17 protein-coding genes are annotated in these 16697 nt (G+C 31.3%); 13 read left to right on the forward strand and 4 right to left on the reverse strand.

Annotated features, from left to right (window positions below):
* The first annotated feature begins 117 nt into the window (after positions 1–117).
* The 5 genes from uppS to ACFEL1_RS06245 are packed head-to-tail and all read left to right on the forward strand — an operon-like array spanning position 118 to position 4656.
* Positions 118–807, forward strand: a complete 690-nt coding sequence (uppS, locus tag ACFEL1_RS06225) for a polyprenyl diphosphate synthase (RefSeq protein WP_375330830.1) — start codon at positions 118–120, stop codon at positions 805–807.
* The gene (locus ACFEL1_RS06230; RefSeq protein ID WP_375330831.1) at positions 794–1456 is read left to right on the forward strand and encodes a phosphatidate cytidylyltransferase; all 663 of its coding nucleotides are present in this window, start codon (positions 794–796) and stop codon (positions 1454–1456) included. Before uppS ends, ACFEL1_RS06230 begins: the two co-directional genes overlap by 14 nt.
* The gene (locus tag ACFEL1_RS06235) at positions 1453–1770 is read left to right on the forward strand and encodes an FtsB family cell division protein (RefSeq protein WP_342278924.1); all 318 of its coding nucleotides are present in this window, start codon (positions 1453–1455) and stop codon (positions 1768–1770) included. Before ACFEL1_RS06230 ends, ACFEL1_RS06235 begins: the two co-directional genes overlap by 4 nt.
* Before the next feature lie 14 nt (positions 1771–1784).
* A complete protein-coding gene (locus ACFEL1_RS06240; protein WP_341762199.1) occupies positions 1785–2396 on the forward strand; it encodes a ribonuclease D in 612 nt (203 codons plus the stop codon).
* 34 nt (positions 2397–2430) lie between these two features.
* A complete protein-coding gene (locus tag ACFEL1_RS06245) occupies positions 2431–4656 on the forward strand; it encodes an N-6 DNA methylase (protein ID WP_375330832.1) in 2226 nt (741 codons plus the stop codon).
* A gap of 132 nt (positions 4657–4788) precedes the next feature.
* On the opposite strand, the gene ACFEL1_RS06250 is transcribed toward ACFEL1_RS06245, so the two are convergent.
* Positions 4789–4950: a hypothetical protein gene (locus tag ACFEL1_RS06250; protein ID WP_375330734.1), complete on the reverse strand. Its 162-nt coding sequence runs from the start codon at positions 4948–4950 to the stop codon at positions 4789–4791.
* A gap of 15 nt (positions 4951–4965) precedes the next feature.
* Between ACFEL1_RS06250 and ACFEL1_RS06255 the strand changes: the two genes are divergently transcribed.
* Together ACFEL1_RS06255 and ACFEL1_RS06260 are read left to right on the forward strand one after the other, a co-directional pair.
* Positions 4966–5343, forward strand: a complete 378-nt coding sequence (locus ACFEL1_RS06255; protein ID WP_375330833.1) for a restriction endonuclease subunit S — start codon at positions 4966–4968, stop codon at positions 5341–5343.
* 12 nt (positions 5344–5355) lie between these two features.
* Positions 5356–7431: an ATP-dependent DNA helicase RecG gene (locus ACFEL1_RS06260; RefSeq protein ID WP_342278927.1), complete on the forward strand. Its 2076-nt coding sequence runs from the start codon at positions 5356–5358 to the stop codon at positions 7429–7431.
* Between the two features lie 166 nt (positions 7432–7597).
* Here the strand turns inward: ACFEL1_RS06260 and ACFEL1_RS06265 are convergent, their stop codons facing one another.
* Positions 7598–9241, reverse strand: coding sequence for a hypothetical protein (locus ACFEL1_RS06265; RefSeq protein ID WP_375330834.1), 1644 nt, complete (start codon positions 9239–9241; stop codon positions 7598–7600).
* A gap of 191 nt (positions 9242–9432) precedes the next feature.
* On the opposite strand from ACFEL1_RS06265, the gene ACFEL1_RS06270 reads away from it, so the two are divergent.
* The 4 genes from ACFEL1_RS06270 (at position 9433) to ACFEL1_RS06285 (ending at position 13282) form a co-directional block, all read left to right on the forward strand.
* On the forward strand, positions 9433–10155 hold the full coding sequence (locus ACFEL1_RS06270) for an alpha/beta hydrolase (protein WP_341761957.1): 723 nt from the start codon (positions 9433–9435) through the stop codon (positions 10153–10155).
* 43 nt (positions 10156–10198) lie between these two features.
* A complete protein-coding gene (locus ACFEL1_RS06275) occupies positions 10199–12280 on the forward strand; it encodes a hypothetical protein (RefSeq protein WP_375330835.1) in 2082 nt (693 codons plus the stop codon).
* A 129-nt stretch (positions 12281–12409) separates the two neighbouring features.
* Entirely contained in the window at positions 12410–12715 is a 306-nt protein-coding gene (locus tag ACFEL1_RS06280) for a portal protein (protein WP_342278947.1), read from the forward strand.
* 168 nt (positions 12716–12883) lie between these two features.
* Positions 12884–13282 (forward strand): hypothetical protein, encoded by a 399-nt coding sequence (locus ACFEL1_RS06285; protein WP_341761960.1) that lies wholly within the window; start codon positions 12884–12886, stop codon positions 13280–13282.
* Positions 13283–13367: 85 nt separating this feature from the next.
* Here the strand turns inward: ACFEL1_RS06285 and ACFEL1_RS06290 are convergent, their stop codons facing one another.
* The gene (locus tag ACFEL1_RS06290; RefSeq protein WP_375330836.1) at positions 13368–14273 is read right to left on the reverse strand and encodes an Rpn family recombination-promoting nuclease/putative transposase; all 906 of its coding nucleotides are present in this window, start codon (positions 14271–14273) and stop codon (positions 13368–13370) included.
* A 299-nt stretch (positions 14274–14572) separates the two neighbouring features.
* Between ACFEL1_RS06290 and ACFEL1_RS06295 the strand changes: the two genes are divergently transcribed.
* Complete coding sequence (locus ACFEL1_RS06295; protein WP_342278945.1) at positions 14573–15049, forward strand: hypothetical protein; 477 nt, start codon at positions 14573–14575, stop codon at positions 15047–15049.
* 57 nt (positions 15050–15106) lie between these two features.
* Here ACFEL1_RS06295 and ACFEL1_RS06300 read toward each other — a convergent pair whose 3' ends face one another.
* On the reverse strand, positions 15107–16240 hold the full coding sequence (locus tag ACFEL1_RS06300) for an RNA-guided endonuclease TnpB family protein (protein ID WP_342278944.1): 1134 nt from the start codon (positions 16238–16240) through the stop codon (positions 15107–15109).
* 50 nt (positions 16241–16290) lie between these two features.
* Here ACFEL1_RS06300 and tnpA point away from each other — a divergent pair, with 50 nt between their 5' ends.
* Positions 16291–16686, forward strand: a complete 396-nt coding sequence (gene tnpA, locus ACFEL1_RS06305; RefSeq protein ID WP_375330837.1) for an IS200/IS605 family transposase — start codon at positions 16291–16293, stop codon at positions 16684–16686.
* Positions 16687–16697: the final 11 nt, after the last annotated feature.

Consider the following 16697-nt stretch of genomic DNA (forward strand, 5'->3'; position numbering starts at 1 on the left):
TCCTATAACTGACCGCAAATATATGTCCATTAATGGCATTTCTGTGTTATTATATAGCTAACCTGAGCAATAGTAATTGTGATAACTTCGAGTCATTCCAGCGTATATACAATAAATATGAGTACAATCAACAAAGTAAATCATTTAGCCATTATCATGGACGGTAATGCAAGGTGGGCTTTAGAAAAAGGTTTACCAAAATCTGAGGGACATAGAGCAGGTGCTAATAGAGTAAAGAAACTATTACCAGATTTTATAGAACTTAATATACCTTACGTGACACTTTATACTTTCTCATCAGAAAATTGGTGTAGGTCAAAGACTGAAGTGACCTTTTTACTAAAATTATTACGTTATTATCTAAAAAATGAGACTACACTACTACACGAAAACGGAGTCAAAATAAAAGTTATCGGTAGATTGGATATGTTAGATAATATGTTACAAAAACAAATCCATGATGCTATAGAATTAACAAAACATAATAATAACATAACTCTTTGTATTGCTTTTAGTTACGGCGGGCGAGCAGAGATTGTTGATGCATGTCAGAAAATCATCAATTCTAGTAAAACACAAATTAGCGAGAATGAGTTTGGTAATTATCTATATGATCCAGGAATGCCTGATGTAGATTTGTTAATTCGTACTGGTGGTCTATGTAGAATCAGTAATTTTCTACTATGGCAAGCTGCCTATGCTGAACTATATTTTTTACCTAAATACTGGCCTGACTTTAACAAACAAGATATACTAGAAGCGTTAAACGATTATTCAAAAAGAAAAAGGAATTTTGGTGCCAGATAAGAGGCTTAATATAGTAGTAAGAATATTATCAGCCCTAGTAATAGGACCAGTATTTATTATAGCGATAATGTTTATTAAGTCATTATTTTATATAGTTATGTTATTAATTGCCATAATTATGTTATATGAATGGTATCAAATGACAAAATCGTCCTTTTTTCATATATTACTGGGCTTTATTATTATTCCCATTCCTACTATATCTTTAATAATAATTGCTACTGAAGATAAAAATCGATGGCTATTATTACTATATTTCATTATAATATGGTCAGTTGATATATTTGCTATGATTGGTGGGAAGAATATAGGCGGACCTAAACTGGCCTCCAAGATTAGTCCTAACAAAACTTGGAGTGGATTAATCATAGGGGTATTAGCTAGTGGGCTTACAGCGTTTTTATTAAGTTTAGTACCTAGCTTTGACTTACCAACTGACTATTTATTAAACAAACAGCACTTAATTATAGCAGCTATTTGTTTAGCACTAATAGCACAAATGAGCGATTTATTTATTTCATATTTTAAGCGTAAATTTGCTATAAAAGATACTGGCACTATAATACCAGGTCATGGCGGTGTTCTAGACCGGTTTGATAGCATAATTCTTACCGCCCCAATATTATTTTTTATTATTAAAATATTATGAATTATCGATATTTTATTGATTCAGTTAAAAACTCCAAAAAGATAATATTTAATGTTTTGCTATCTTTATTATTAGCTTATTTTGTCTTCCATTCTATTTGTGGTAATAGAGGGATTATTGCTTATTTTACATTAAATCAACGACTCGAAAAAACCTATAGTGAACTAGAAAATTTAAGGGCAGAACGCATTGAACTTGAACATAAAGTAAAACTACTTAGACCAGAATCTCTAGATAGAGATATGCTTGACCAAGAAGCAAGAAGAGTTTTAGGGGTAGCGTTGCCAAAAGAACAGGTTTTTACCATAAAATAACTTAGGAGGTTATTATCAGTATTATAGTTTTTCAGAATGATCTCCCGGAAGATTTTAATATTGCAGGAGACCTAGCAATCGATACAGAAACGATGGGATTAAACTTACATAGGGATAGGTTATGCCTTTTGCAACTGAGTAATGGAGATGGTAAGGCTTACTTAGTAAACTTTATTGACAAGAATTACGTAGCACCTAATTTAAAAAAACTATTACTTGATAAGAATCGATGCAAAATATTTCACTATGCTAGATTTGATTTAGCAGCAATAAAAAAATATCTTGGAATAGATTTGGAGAACATATTCTGTACAAAAATATCTTCTAAACTGGTTAGAACCTATACTGACAGTCATGGTTTAAAGGACTTATGCCGCGAACTACTTTCAGTCCAAATTTCTAAACAACAACAATCTTCCTATTGGGGAAGGTTGGATCTTACAGCTGAACAAAAAGAATATGCCGCCAAAGACGTCCTTTACCTACATCAACTTCGTGCTATCTTGCAAGATATGTTACTAGCCGAAAATAGGTTAGATATTGCAAAACAGATTTTTAAGTTTTTACCTATTAGAGCTAACTTAGACCTAGTAGGATGGAACGATATTGATATTTTTATGCACTAAGCTCTAGATGCTGCGAACAAATATAGTTACTATTATGAGTGAAGAATTACTGCAACGCAACTTAATTAAAAATCCTCAGAAAATAGGAACTTGGAATTTTTATAATATTGGTGCAACAACTATTAGTGCTTTGAAAAAATATGATATAATAAGAAGTATAGATTATGGAAGTGTTGAACGTAGAAAAGTTGATGCAATTATTGTAAAGCAAAAGGAAGTTATAGCAATAGTTGAATATAAACATCCTAAGCAATTTAATACAGTTGACAAGAAAAATCAGGCTATTTTACAAGGAATTGAAGTTGCAAAGAAGTTAAAAACCAAGCTAATAATTGCAACTGATACTCAAGAAACGCTTTGGATTAATGTTGCAACTGGAAATAATATTAAAGATGCGAATGGTAATGCTTTTAAATATAAATTTAATCCAATAGATGAGAATTTACAAAAAATTATTACAGAAATAATACAATCGATAAATGAAAAAAATGATAGGATTTTACCTAAAAAACTAGTCAATCCAACAGATCTTTCCAAACAAATTTGGCAAGATATTTGGAGTGTAAGTGGTGCAACTCCTGAAAATTGCTTATATAGTTTTGTTGAGTTGTTTATATTCAAATATTTGAGCGATTTAAATATATTAACTGGTACTTATTCGTTTGATAAATTAATAGATATGTACAAATATGATGAATATAACGATGTACTACAACATTATGCAAATATTATAAGACCCAAAATAAAAGAGTTATTTCCAGAAAATCCTATAGATAAAACAACGATTATAAATTGCACTATATTTGTAAGTGAAGATCAAAAAGCCATTACTGGATACGGAACTGTCTTTAAAAAAGTTTTAGAAAAGTTTAGAAACTATGGTAAACTTGAACATATTGATCATGATTTTAAAAGCAAATTATTTGAAAGTTTTTTAAAGGCAAGTACCAGTAAAAAGCACTTGGGACAATTTTTTACACCGATCAAAGTGGTGCGTGCAGTGAATGAAATGGCAGAAGGTACATTAAAAGAAGGCATGACAATTTGTGACCCTGCTTGTGGTGTCGGAAAATTTCCTTTGGAATTTATAAAAGATAAACTTGATAAATTATTCACTATTGAAAATGGTGAAATAAAACAAAAGGTAAAAATAGTTGGTTTTGATAAAGGTTTTGATAAAGATGCACAAAGAATAATTATCTTAGCAAAGGCAAATATGCTGATTTATTTTTGTGACCTTATAAAAGATAATGCAGGGCTTACAAAAGGATTTGCTAATATATTCAATGAAAGCTTTATTTTAAAGAGGGAATCAATACTAGGTACATTATCAGAAATTGTTGAAAACCAGTATGATCTAATTCTGACAAATCCTCCTTATTTTAGTGATGGAAGTAGTAATTTTAAGGAAGAAATTGCCAAAACGAACCTAAAAAACCATTACAAAATCAATGCAATGGGTGTTGAAGGTTTGTTTGTGGAATGGATTATAAAAGCTTTAAAACTAGATGGCAAGGCTTTTATAATTGTACCTGAAGGAATGTTTAACAGGCAAAATGATAAAAATTTAAGACAATATATTTTAGATATTTGCTATATTGATGCAATAATTTCATTGCCTGTTAAAACATTTTTTACAATTAGTAAAAAAACATACATTTTAGCATTAACAAAGAAGAATAATACTACTGAAATACAAACTGACCCAGTATTTACTTATTTAGTAAGTGAAATTGGAGAGAGTAGAGATATTTATAGATTTGATATTGAGCAAGATGATCTAAAAGAGGCAGTCAATTTATACAATGCTTTTAAAGGAAATAAAAAATATTTTGCTAAAATTAATCATGATAAGAGATGCAAAATACTGGAAGTTGAATGGTTTAAAAATAATTTAAGAGATTGGAATATTGATTGCAATTGGAGTGAAGAGGAAAGGATAGAACTTGGAGCAATAGATAAGTTTAATCTAATTTCTACAATAGAGTTTAGCTCTATACTTGAAGACACATCTCAATCATTAAATAATGCATCTATAGAAATAAAGGATGAATTTCATATAGAGACCTACTCTCCTCTTTATAAAGAACTGTCAATAGCTAATATTTTTAAAATTAAAAAAGGGTTAGCAAAATATACAAATATTTTTGTCAAAAATCATAAAGGTGATTATCCCCTATATTCAGCACAAACAATTGATCGAGGTATTATTGGTTACATTGATAGCTATGACTATGATTGCGACTCATCTTCGAGATAAATATGAGCAGAAATTATGCTATAGAACGTGAGTATTATGCGACGAGTGGAGTGTAGAATTAAATTCTCGTTACTGACTACATTTTTTCACCTGTGGAATTTTATAATAAAGAAATACTGATAAAAGTGTACTTTAATGACAAGAGTTTTTATTTGAAACAAAACAATGGTAATACACATAAGAAGCATTATGTTGACTAATTTTTAGTATGTCAAGTAGAAAAGTGATGTTTACATGACTACAAACTTCATACCAAAACCACTGCGAACCTGATTCTTTAGACGTTTCAAGCACTTTTTCGTCTCGAAGATGAGTTGCGAATGCTTAACGTGGACAACAGACGGAATTTATGCTGGCACAGTATTTGTGCGTAACGGTAAATTTTCCATGACAACACATTGCGGAGCATTAATAACCAAAATACCAAATATTTCTTTAGAATATGTATATTCCTATTTGACTGAAAACCTAAAAACTTATGCAAAAGGTACTGATAATAAAAGAGTTACTGTTGAAATTATCAAAAATGTTAAAGTCAAAATCCCAATAACTCAATCAGGAGAATTTGATCTACAGAAACAAAAAGAAATAGCAGAAAAATATCGTAAAATTGAAGAAGTAAAAAGAAATCTGAAAGCAGAGCTAGAAAAAATTGAAAATATTAAAGTTGATATAGGATTATACTAATTAAAAAAATATATGTTAACTATCAGTAAGTTTTTTTTCTTACCAATTAAATCACGTATTAACGTTAGTGATAATATAATTATTGGACTTAAAAGATTGGGAATAATCAATTTAAGAGATTTGTTATTTTATAGTCCTACTTCTTATCAAGTTAAAATAATTTCACCAAATTTATCTTCACTAAAAAATGGTCAGTTAATTCAAACTGAAATAACAATTGAAGAAGTTCTTGTGCCTAAGAACAAAAAACAGCCTTTGAAAATTTTAGGATATAATGAAACTGGCTCAATTCTGCTGATATTTTTTAATAGACCCTCTTATTTTATCCTAAGTAAACTTACAATAGGCAGTAAACATACAATTAATGGTAAGGTACAAGTTTTTTCTAGCTTACCTCAAATATCCCACCCAATATTTATTTTGGATCAAAAACTTACCAGCCCCCTAGAACCAATATATCCTTTGACCTATGGGATAATTAATAAGCAACTTTATTCCTATATAATAAAGGGGCTTGATTTGTTTGAAAAAGAGTGGTGCTGTATTCCTGAGAGTTTTCAAGAAGTAAAGGACTATACTAAATCATTATTAGAAGATTTAAAAACTTTACATTTATATCAGGTTAAAACTAAGAAATTAGAAGAATTACATACTCAAGCCTTAAGACGATTGGCAGAAAAAGAACTTTTTGCTAATCAAATTTCATTACAATATCTCCGCCAGCAAACAAAATTAAAACAAGGTAATTCATTTACAGGGTCTAGTCAGCTACAACAATCAATACTTAAGACATTAGGCTTTGAACTCACACTAGACCAAAAAAAAGTAATCGAAGCAATTGAAAAACATCAATTATCTCCTACAGAAATGATGTGTTTACTCCAAGGCGATGTTGGCTCTGGTAAAACCTTAGTAGCTTTATTGACAATGGTCACTGTAGCATACCATAAATTTCAAGCTGCACTAATGGCTCCTACCGATTTATTAGCAAACCAGCATTACCAATTCTTCGTTAAAGCCTTAAGTGAAACTGGAATAAGGCTTGGTTTACTTACTGGAAAAATATCTAGCAAAGAACGAAACAAAGTTCTATCAAGTCTAGAAAACGGAGATATTGATATATTAATTGGTACTCATGCATTATTTCAAGAAAAAGTAAACTTTAAAAATTTAGGTTATATCGTCATTGATGAACAGCATAAATTTGGTGTACAACAACGGTTGGATTTAATTAACAAAGCCTCGCATCCCGATGTTTTGGTGATGACCGCAACCCCTATTCCTAGAAGTCTTACTTTGACCATGTTTGGAGATATGGATATTGCTAAATTAACAAGCAAACCAAAAAATCGACTACCAATTATTACTAGCATATTGCCAAAGACCAAGCTAAATGATGTAATTTCAGTTTTGGATAAAAAGCTAAAATTTGGAGAGAAAATTTACTGGATATGTCCCCTTATCGATCAAAATGATGAAGAGTTAACAACACAGGCAAAAAATACAGGATTAATCGACATCAATACTAGACTAGTTACCATTGAGAATGCCTACCCTAGCATTACAGGTACTATACATGGTAAAATGAAAAATGAGCAAAAAGATATGATTATGCACCAATTTAAGAATGGTAATATTAAAATCTTGGTTGCTACAACTGTAATTGAAGTGGGTATCGATGTACCAGAAGCAACCTTAATCGTAATAGAAAATGCTGAACAGTTTGGTTTAGCTCAGTTACATCAGATAAGAGGTAGAGTTGGACGTGGAACTTTACAATCTCATTGTATTCTTCTATATGATCCTCAAAAATTAAGTATGGTTGCAAAATCTAGATTTGAAGTGATGAGAAACAGCAATGATGGTTTTTATATAGCAGAGCAAGATCTACTCTTAAGAGGTAGCGGAGAAATATTAGGAACAAAGCAAAGTGGTGAAATAAGATTCTTTTTTGCTGATCTAGCTAGAGATTTAGACCTTTTAACTAAAGCCAATAAATTAGCAGAAGAAGGTTCAAAAGATCATTCTGAACTCTCTCTACTTCAAACAAAATTATTTGCTAGAGTAGAGTTTAATGAATTGAACTAACAGTTCAACCTTTATTCATTCTGAAGTTATATACTTAGGTAGAACTTCAAGAATTGGCGTTGTCGTGTCTAAAGATCGAAGCTGCTCCGTTACTCATGTACGCTCTGCTGCTCGACTTTGCTACTGCCTAGCTCTTCTTGAAGTTATACTATCGTCTATCAACTCTTCATTTACGAGCAGTATATTTAGCAGAATATTCCCACATAGGATTCCAATAGGTTTCCAATAATATTTTACTAGCTTCTATACTATCTACAATAATGCCAAATTGTTGTAATGATGTTGGGTAAAAATTATGACTACCAAAATAAAAAACTTTGTCATCTACTATCCAAAACTTATTATGGCTTCTTGCATTGGTATTAATACTATGATTATAACTTATATAAGCAAGATGGAGATGCTGTTTTAATTCTTGTTCGGCTACTTTACTCTCAACATGATAGTCAGAAACTATCGTATTAAGTATATAATCATATAAATATTGTAAATCTACATGATCTGAGTAATTAAATCTGAATAAGTTGCTGGTCACTATATATGTATCTACTGCATTATTATGTATAGCATATGCTATTGCTTGAATAATATTGCCATTAACAGTACTAATTGGTGGCAGTACTTTATCTAGCAGTGGATAATTACTCTCTTTAAAAAATAGGGCTTGTTGGCTAATTTTGATAGAGCGAGTAGCATTTTTTAGAGCAAATACCCTTGCAATTTCTGATTGATCAGCATCATCACCAATGCCAACTCCATTGTTCAATTTACTAATAAACATTGCCTGTACAGGTAATGAACTATTAATATTAAATTCGTTATTTAAGGAAATAGCTTTAGCACATTTTGTTGAAATATACCCCTTCTTATATGTATAACAACGGTTTACTGCTATATCTCGATGATGTTGTACATATTTCCATAATATATTAGCATAAGTTGTTGCCCCATTTACAACAGGTCCAAATATTTTAATATTGGCATCATTAACTGGCTCTGCTTGAGTGTAATCCTGACCAAATAAATTTTCTCCACCAGTGATTAATGTATTACCATCCACCGCAATAATTTTGCCATGATTCCAAGAGAAATCAAGAGAGATATCATGTTGTTTCTCTTGATTTCCACAATTGGATTTAAATGTACATGACCTAATATTAGCAATTGATATAATTAGTTTATTATTGGCTGGTAATTTAGAAATAATATTATTTAAATAGCTTTTCATCCATTCAGGTGGGACTTCTTTATACGTACCATATAATAAGCGTATAGTTATAAGATGAGGAGAATTAATGCTTTTTTTACCTAGCGTTATTATAGCATTTTTCAACATAGCAGTAAATGCTCCTGAACTAAAGTAATTTCTATCAAGAGTTGTAATATCTACAGATGTAGTAGCATTAATAATTGTATTATACATAGTGTTTAACACATTATATGCATTTGTTAAACATAATGTTCTATTATCCAAAGTAAAATCAGCAGTCCGACAAGTACTGATTCCACGACAATCTGATTGAGTACGGCATGTTGGGACAAAAAATTGTGCATCTATCACGTTATCTGCAACTGACGTAAGCCCTTCTCCATATTCTTCTAAAGCAGCACCCCAAATATTTGGCGTTTGCAGCAACCAATGATTTGGTACTAAATAATTGGTTGAAGGTTTATTATAAGTGATATTATTGTATTTTGGAGATGTTACTAATAAATTTTGATATATGCTATCAATTGACAATGGCTGTGCCAAAGCGGTTTTAATCGTAAATAATAAAAGTAATAGTTTAATAATTAATATATTCTTCATGGTTATTTAAACGTACAAATTTGCATAATAAGAACCTAGCGGAAATACTAATTGATATCTAGGAGAATTTAAAAGTCGGTCTTGTAACATTACTAATATATAGTTATCTTGAAATCTATAAAATGGCATGTTATAATTTTATTTTTTGGTCTTAGTGATCGATATAAATTGATATATTATATGTTATAATTATGGCTAACGTTTTTTTTAATGGTCCTGCCGGTCGGATCGAAGGGCTTTATACTAAATCTAGTAATCCTAAAGCTCCCCTTGCTTTATTATTACATCCGCATCCGCTTTACGGTGGCACTATGAATAGCAAAGTGGTTTATAATGTCTATAAATCATTAGTAGCTAATGGATTCACAGTACTCAGAATTAATTTTAGGGGCGTTGGACGTTCCCAAGGAGAGTTTGATAATGGTATTGGCGAAATGACTGATGCTGCAACAGCACTTGATTGGCTGCAACTTAACAATCCTACTAGCAGTCTAAATTTGATAGCGGGGTTTTCTTTTGGAGCATGGATAGCCATGCAACTTATCATGAGAAGACCAGAGATTAATAATTTTATTGCGATATCTCCGCCAGTGAATAAATATGATTTTTCGTTCTTGTCTCAATGTCCTATTTCTGGCTTTGTAATACAAGGTGACAATGATAGTATTGTATCTGAAGAATCAGTGCTTGAACTAGTAGATAAATTATCTAAGCAGAAACATATAACTGTCGACTATAAGATTATCCAAGGAGCCGATCATTTTTTTCGGAACAAACTTGGTGAATTTACCCAAGCAATTAATGATTATTTACAATTAAGATTATTGAATAATCAGGTTACGCATTTAAAGAAGGATTTTTTAACTGAAGAAAATTTAGCAAATAAACCGCTACAAAAGGTTTTTTTAGATTAACTGCAGTTAACAATTAATTATAAATTATAAAAATTGGATCTTTATGGCAAAAAATCAAGAAGAACTTAAACAATCTTTACATACTCAATTATTTACAACTTTAATAACACTTGCAAAGTCAAAAGGCGAAGATTCAGATATAAATACTAGAATCTCTAAAAAATGTGAAGAGCTTGCTAGTAGCGTGATAGCACTTGCTCAAAAGCCATCAGAATCCAATATTGATTTGTATAGAAAGAAAATGCGGAAACTTACACATTCTAAATACATTGTAGGTGAAGCATTAAAGGTAATAAAAGAAACTTTTCCTGGAGATCAAAACCAATCACTAAGAGAACTAATAGATATTCCGCTTATGGATGCATTAGCTAAAGAAAATAAGCCAGTATTAGCAAAAAAGTTAGAAAAATCAAGAAGGATACCGCTCGAAACTATGCTACGAGATAGAACAAAAGCTCAACAGGGGGATTTTTTACCAAAGGGACATAAGCAAGCTGGTGTATCTGCTGGATATGTTGCTGAAGAAAAAGAAACACAGAATATTTTCATGTTAAAAAGTTTCTATAAACAGCATGATAATTGTTTCAACCTACAAACAAACGAACAGCAAAAGCAAGCTTTAGCAGATCGGAATGATGGTGTGCGGGAGTTAATCGGTTCTTCTATGTATCAGTTTTTATTATATGATCGTACCCCTAAAGAGGCATTAGTAGTATATGATCAGGTCAAGTCACCATTCATTGCTATACGTTCTAAATTTTTTGATAACGTGGTACAGCTTGCAGAATTTGCTAAGGGTACTTATACTACTAGCATTGGAAAAAATGATCAAAAATTAAAAGAATTAGAAGGGTTTGAAAAGGTTATTGCTGCTTGTCATATGTTAGGGGAATTGGATTATCATGCCGGTAATTTGATGGTGCAGGATGGGAAGACTGTAACTAAAATAGATCACGGTAGATCTTTTGCAATGTTTCACCAAGATTTTGGTGCTATGATTGAGGCAACACATAAAATGTTTTCACATAAGGGAGTTAACTATACTGAAGCTATTAAGGCAGGTAATTTATCATTTAACATTGAAAAATATAGTGAAGCATTAAAGCAAATGATAGGTCAGTTAGATGATCAGCAGATAGATGCTATAATTGATCAAAAAGTTGATGAATTGAAAAAACATGGGTTCTCTCCAAAAGGTCTCGTTGTAACAGCTAGATTTGAAGGTGATAAATTTGAAGAAAAGCAAATTAATGATTTTAATGAATTAAGCACATTTTATAAAGAACATATCAAGGAAAACCTCAATAATATGAAAGAGGTAGCAAGAGCAGCAGACATAGTGGCTAAATTTAGTGATGTATCGCCTGAATTTAAAAACGGTCAGTGGTTAGAAACTTTTGCTAAATCTCTTATTAAAGACCCGGTAGCCTATGCAGCTCACTATAATATTAAAATTGAAGGAAAAAGTGCTTTACAGTGGGCTAGCGAACATGATTATCAAATTAAAGTGCCTGCTCAACCTGTAACAACAACTGTTCAAGAACAACAATGGCAAAAGAGTCAAGATGGTAAATGGCAAGAGGTAGAAGTCTCGGTGTCGAAGGTTCAAAAAAGTGTAACAAGTTTGAACCCAACAGAATATGTTGCAGATATAGACAAACGTCTTGAATCTTTTGGAAAGAAAGTTGAGGATTTCATAAAAGAAACAGTAACAGCAAGTAACGAGAATGTTATGGCAAAACTAAAGAATTTTTATGACAAATTATTGACCCATCTTAAAAAAGAAAATTACCTTACTGATGAAGATGTTAAGAAAATAAAGCAAGATCCATATTATCTTAGGGATGTTGCAGAGACAGTTCAACTAATGGTAATGACGACCCCTAATTTAACTAATGTAGAGAAGATATGTTATAAGGCAGCAAATTTTTGTGAAAAAATAGGACTCCCTAGTTTATCGAAGCATTTGATGCATAAAATTACTCCTGAAAAATTGGCTAAGATAGATGACACAGAAAAGGTTGTAGCTGAAAGCCTAAAAATTAAAGAAATATTGTTAGAACCTATAGTAAAACCTGTAGCAGTAAAACCTATACCAACAGCTAGAATGGGTAAAGTAAGATAAACAAAAGACCTTGCAGGGTATACTCGATGAAAATCAAGAATTGCGTTGTCGTCTTCAGGAATCGTAGGTCAGAGCTGTCGAAAGTTCAAAGAGGCAGCGGTTTTAGAATTCATCATGACAGTTTAAAAGTTGCAGAAAAATAACCAAGGTCATTGCGAGGAGGCGATTCCATCGCCTCCTCTGGGTAGTGTTAACTTTTACCATAATGGCATGGCGGATAAAATAATGCCCCTAACTGGTATGGAAAATCTTATACCTACTGAGATAGAACAAAATCAATGTCGCGATGCCATATATAAGGCATTCTATATCGATATATTTAGGATGCAGAAGGAAAATAAAGAAATGACTGCCACTGAGGTGCAAATTAGAACGGAGGAGCAATACCGGTTAATGTCACCAATGGTTGGTAGAATTGAGACGGAATTTCTTTGATTAGGAATTATGAATAAAATACAAGGGTTGTATCATGTATATATAACTCCATTTATTTGTTTGTTCAATATTATGCTTGCAAAACTCTTAAAAAAATAGTTTCCTATTACTTGTAATAATGTTGATATCATTTTTCTATTCCTTAAAGAAATTAAAAATATAAGTACTATGTTTGGTTTTTTAGAAGTAGGTAGAGGAATCCAAGTACTCTATGAATACGCAAAAGCAGAGATATTAGAATCAGATTTTTTTGATCTCCAGCCTAAAGACTATCAAAAATTGGAAGAATCTGAGCGAGACCAAAAATGGTATATGCTTAATCCCGAAAAGCTTAACAAAAAGTATTTTGAGGAAAAGGCTGCTTTTGTTGTAAATGAAAGAGAAAAATATATTTTGCTAAAAGCCGTCCACTTTATTAATAAAACTACTGCAACAATGCCGGTGGAGTCCTCGTTTTTAGAAAGGTTGCTTTATACCAAGAACTTTATACCTTCATGTTTTTTCTCTAGTAAACCAAAAACAATAAATAACGATTCTCGCATTATACAGCTACATGACAAAGTCTAAATTGAATTTTATAGTTTCAATTTAACAAATATTGATTACCTACCAAGTAGCTTCTATCCTTCTAAGGCATTTTTTATTGTTTCTATTATTTCGGACTTTCCCCTTGAATATCCATTTTTAATAGCTCGTTAATTTTACTGATAGGTAAGCCAGTCATTGCAGCTATTTCATTAACAGACCTTCCTTTACTCATTAACATTCTTATTAATTTAGCTTCTCCTATTTGTTCCCAATGTTGTGCCAAACTATCCATAAGACTTGTACCTGTTTCCTGATTTAACTTACTTGTTAATAGCTTTTCTAATTCTAGTTTATCCTCTTTATTTATTCTTGTCAACGTATAGCATAGTAGCAGCTCTATATAGTTATAGCCAATACTTACCTTGACTAGTTCAGGTAACATATCGGCTATTTCTTGCCATCTTGTAAGTAGATCGCGTTCTCTTATATGTTTTGCAAAAAACTCAAATATCCCAGACCACACCCTTTGCTTTAACTGCTCATCAGGAATATCATTAACATTAACTATTTGATAATCATTTGTCCAAATCTCTTTAGCTAGTAGGTTATCTTCAAAAAGTTCCCACAAATTACGAGAGGCATTATAATTCCCCGCACCATTAAAAAATATTAGTGGGTATATTAATGGCAAAGACTTTGCCTTAGAATTTGTAGTTAAATATCTATCACAGATATTTACCATATATCGTAACAAACGGAATGCCATAAAATGATCAGCCGAACTTTGATGCTCAACAAGGCAAAACAGATAACCGTCCTTACCATCAAACTTAGCAGAAAATAACACATCAGAGATAGAATCTCTTAGATTTTGCTCTATAAAACTGGTGTTTTCAAATTTTAAACTAGGAAAATCTATCAGAGCTTTAATATGTTTAGGCAAATGAGCGTTTAAGAATTCATGTGCTACTAGTGGATTTTCCATTACTTTGCGAAAAATTTGGTCATGCTTCAAATGTTTAGTAGTCATTTTACCTACCTAATTTTAGAGAGTTCCTTAATGTGTTTTGACATAAAAACCTTTAACAGGCAACAGTTTTTTTGTTTTGTTATATAGTTTTTGAGTAACAAATATTTGCTAAGTTAAGTTGAAAAACAATTTAACTTATATTAGTGAAAATATGATGTAAAAATATCACAACACTTAATGCAAATTGTGATTTTTTATGATATAATAATTACCCTACAATACAGATACTACAGGGGATTATATGCAAAAAATACGAAAAATTACTGTCAAATTTAACAAGTCATAAGATATCGAAAATCATGAAAAATGTTTACTCAAGTAATAGTGATCATTTACCGGATATCGCTAAATTTCACTTAGGCGATAAGATTTTCATACCGAATCAGGTAGAAAAAGCAGAACTGCATATAATCACTGCGAGCGGCACTGAAATTATAGAATTTTCTAAAGCAGCACTAAGCTTTTATTTGGGTACTGGGCATCCTTTCACTAAAATAGCCATGAGTTCTGAGGACGAGGGTAATTATATAGTCTTGCCTTGGAACTTAGGTAGCCGAGTTGGTAGAGATAATCTGAAGAACCTAATAAAAAGAATTACTTATAATGTTAGAAAGCTAAAATACATCATCTCTGTTAATAGTTCTGACAAACTAAGTAGTCTTGAGAGCAGTAAAGATTTAAGCCAAAGCCTAACCTCGCTAGCTAGTTTGCACCTATCAGATATTACGGCAGAAGATGAAACCGAAAGTTTGCTTAGTGAATTACCAAACGGCTAAAGACCATTTGGCTTCTTGCTTCAATGCTCCTTGTTAGAACGGGCAGCTCCCCAAGCTTTAGACGGTAATCCCTACCGCCTGTAAATTGTTTAGACCTTGATTTAGTATATTTATTGATGCGTTTAAATCCCGGTCTAATTGAGTACCACAACTTGGACAATTCCATGTTCTATCATTTAACATCAGTTGATCATTAACAAAATTACAAAAACTGCACATTTTGCTAGAAGGAAAAAACCGATCTATTATATGATAGGCTCTACCATTCCACTTACTTTTATATTCAAGTTGTCTATGTATCTCATGCCACGCTACATCGCTAATTGCTTTAGCTAACTTATGGTTTCGCATCATACCTTTAACATGTAGATCTTCTGCAATTATTACTTGGTTTTCGTTGATAATTGCTTTAGTAATTTTATGAATATAATCGCTTCTAGTATTTTTAATTTTCTCGTGAACAATAGCCACTTTATGCTTAGCTTTTTTTCTGTTATTGCTTCCTTTTACTTTTTTTGATAATTGTTTTTGCTTATATCTTAACTTGTCCTCTAAATTAGATAATGATCTGATATTGTGATACTTCTTACCGTCAGAACAAATTATTAGGTCTTTTATTCCTAAATCGATACCTATTGATTTTTCTATTAACGAAGAGGTTTGTATTTCTTTCTCAACAATGATAGAAATGTAATACTTATTTGTAGTGCTTTTAGATAATGTTGCTACTACAAATTTACCTTGTAATTTTCTATGTTCTTCAACTTTTATTCCCTCATTAAATTTAGGAAAGTGTATTTTATTATCCTCTAATTTAAAATGTTGTGGAATTGTAAAAGACTGCTTAGCATCTTTATCCTTAAAATTAGGAAAAGCATGAGTCTTCCTAAAGAACATTCTATAAGCACTATCAAGATGCTTTAAGGTTGCTTGTAGACTTTGAGAATTACAATCTCTTAACCACTCTTTTTCTCGTTTTAGCAAGGTTAGTTGTTTGGCATTATCGTAATAATTTAAATTACCTTTTATCCTTTTTGCTTCTATTTCTTCTTTATTTTTTAAATAGTGTTCCTTTCTTTCGTTTAAAAAATAATTCCATACAAAACGCACGCAACCAAAGTGTTTAGAGAGTAATTGCTTTTGCTCTTTAGTCGGATATATTCGATATTTGTAAGCGAAATTAGTTTGCATTATTATTAAATTATACTATCATAGCATATAGTATAATAATTTGTGGTATGATGTCAAACTATATTTCAAAAAACAGATGTAAATACAGCATAAAAATACACTTAATATTTGTTTGTAAATATAGAAAAAAGCTTTTGTCCAAAGCGATTTCAGATAATATTAAACAAATTATTTTTGAGGTATCTAAAAACTCTTCTTTCTCGATCGACATCATCGAAACTGACCAAGATCATATTTATATATTCACTCCTCAATTTGCCATTAGTTCTATTGTTAATCGCTTAAAATCAATATCTACATACAGAATATGGAAGTTACACTATGAATATTTAAAACAACAATTTTGGAAAGAAAATACTTTTTGGTCGGATGGTTATTTTGTTTGCTCGATTGGCGAAGCTAATGCCGATACAATTAGACGATATATTGAAACTCAAGGTAAGTAACGCCTTACATC

It is taken from the genome of Candidatus Tisiphia endosymbiont of Oplodontha viridula, assembly GCF_964264865.1.
Lineage (GTDB): Bacteria > Pseudomonadota > Alphaproteobacteria > Rickettsiales > Rickettsiaceae > Tisiphia.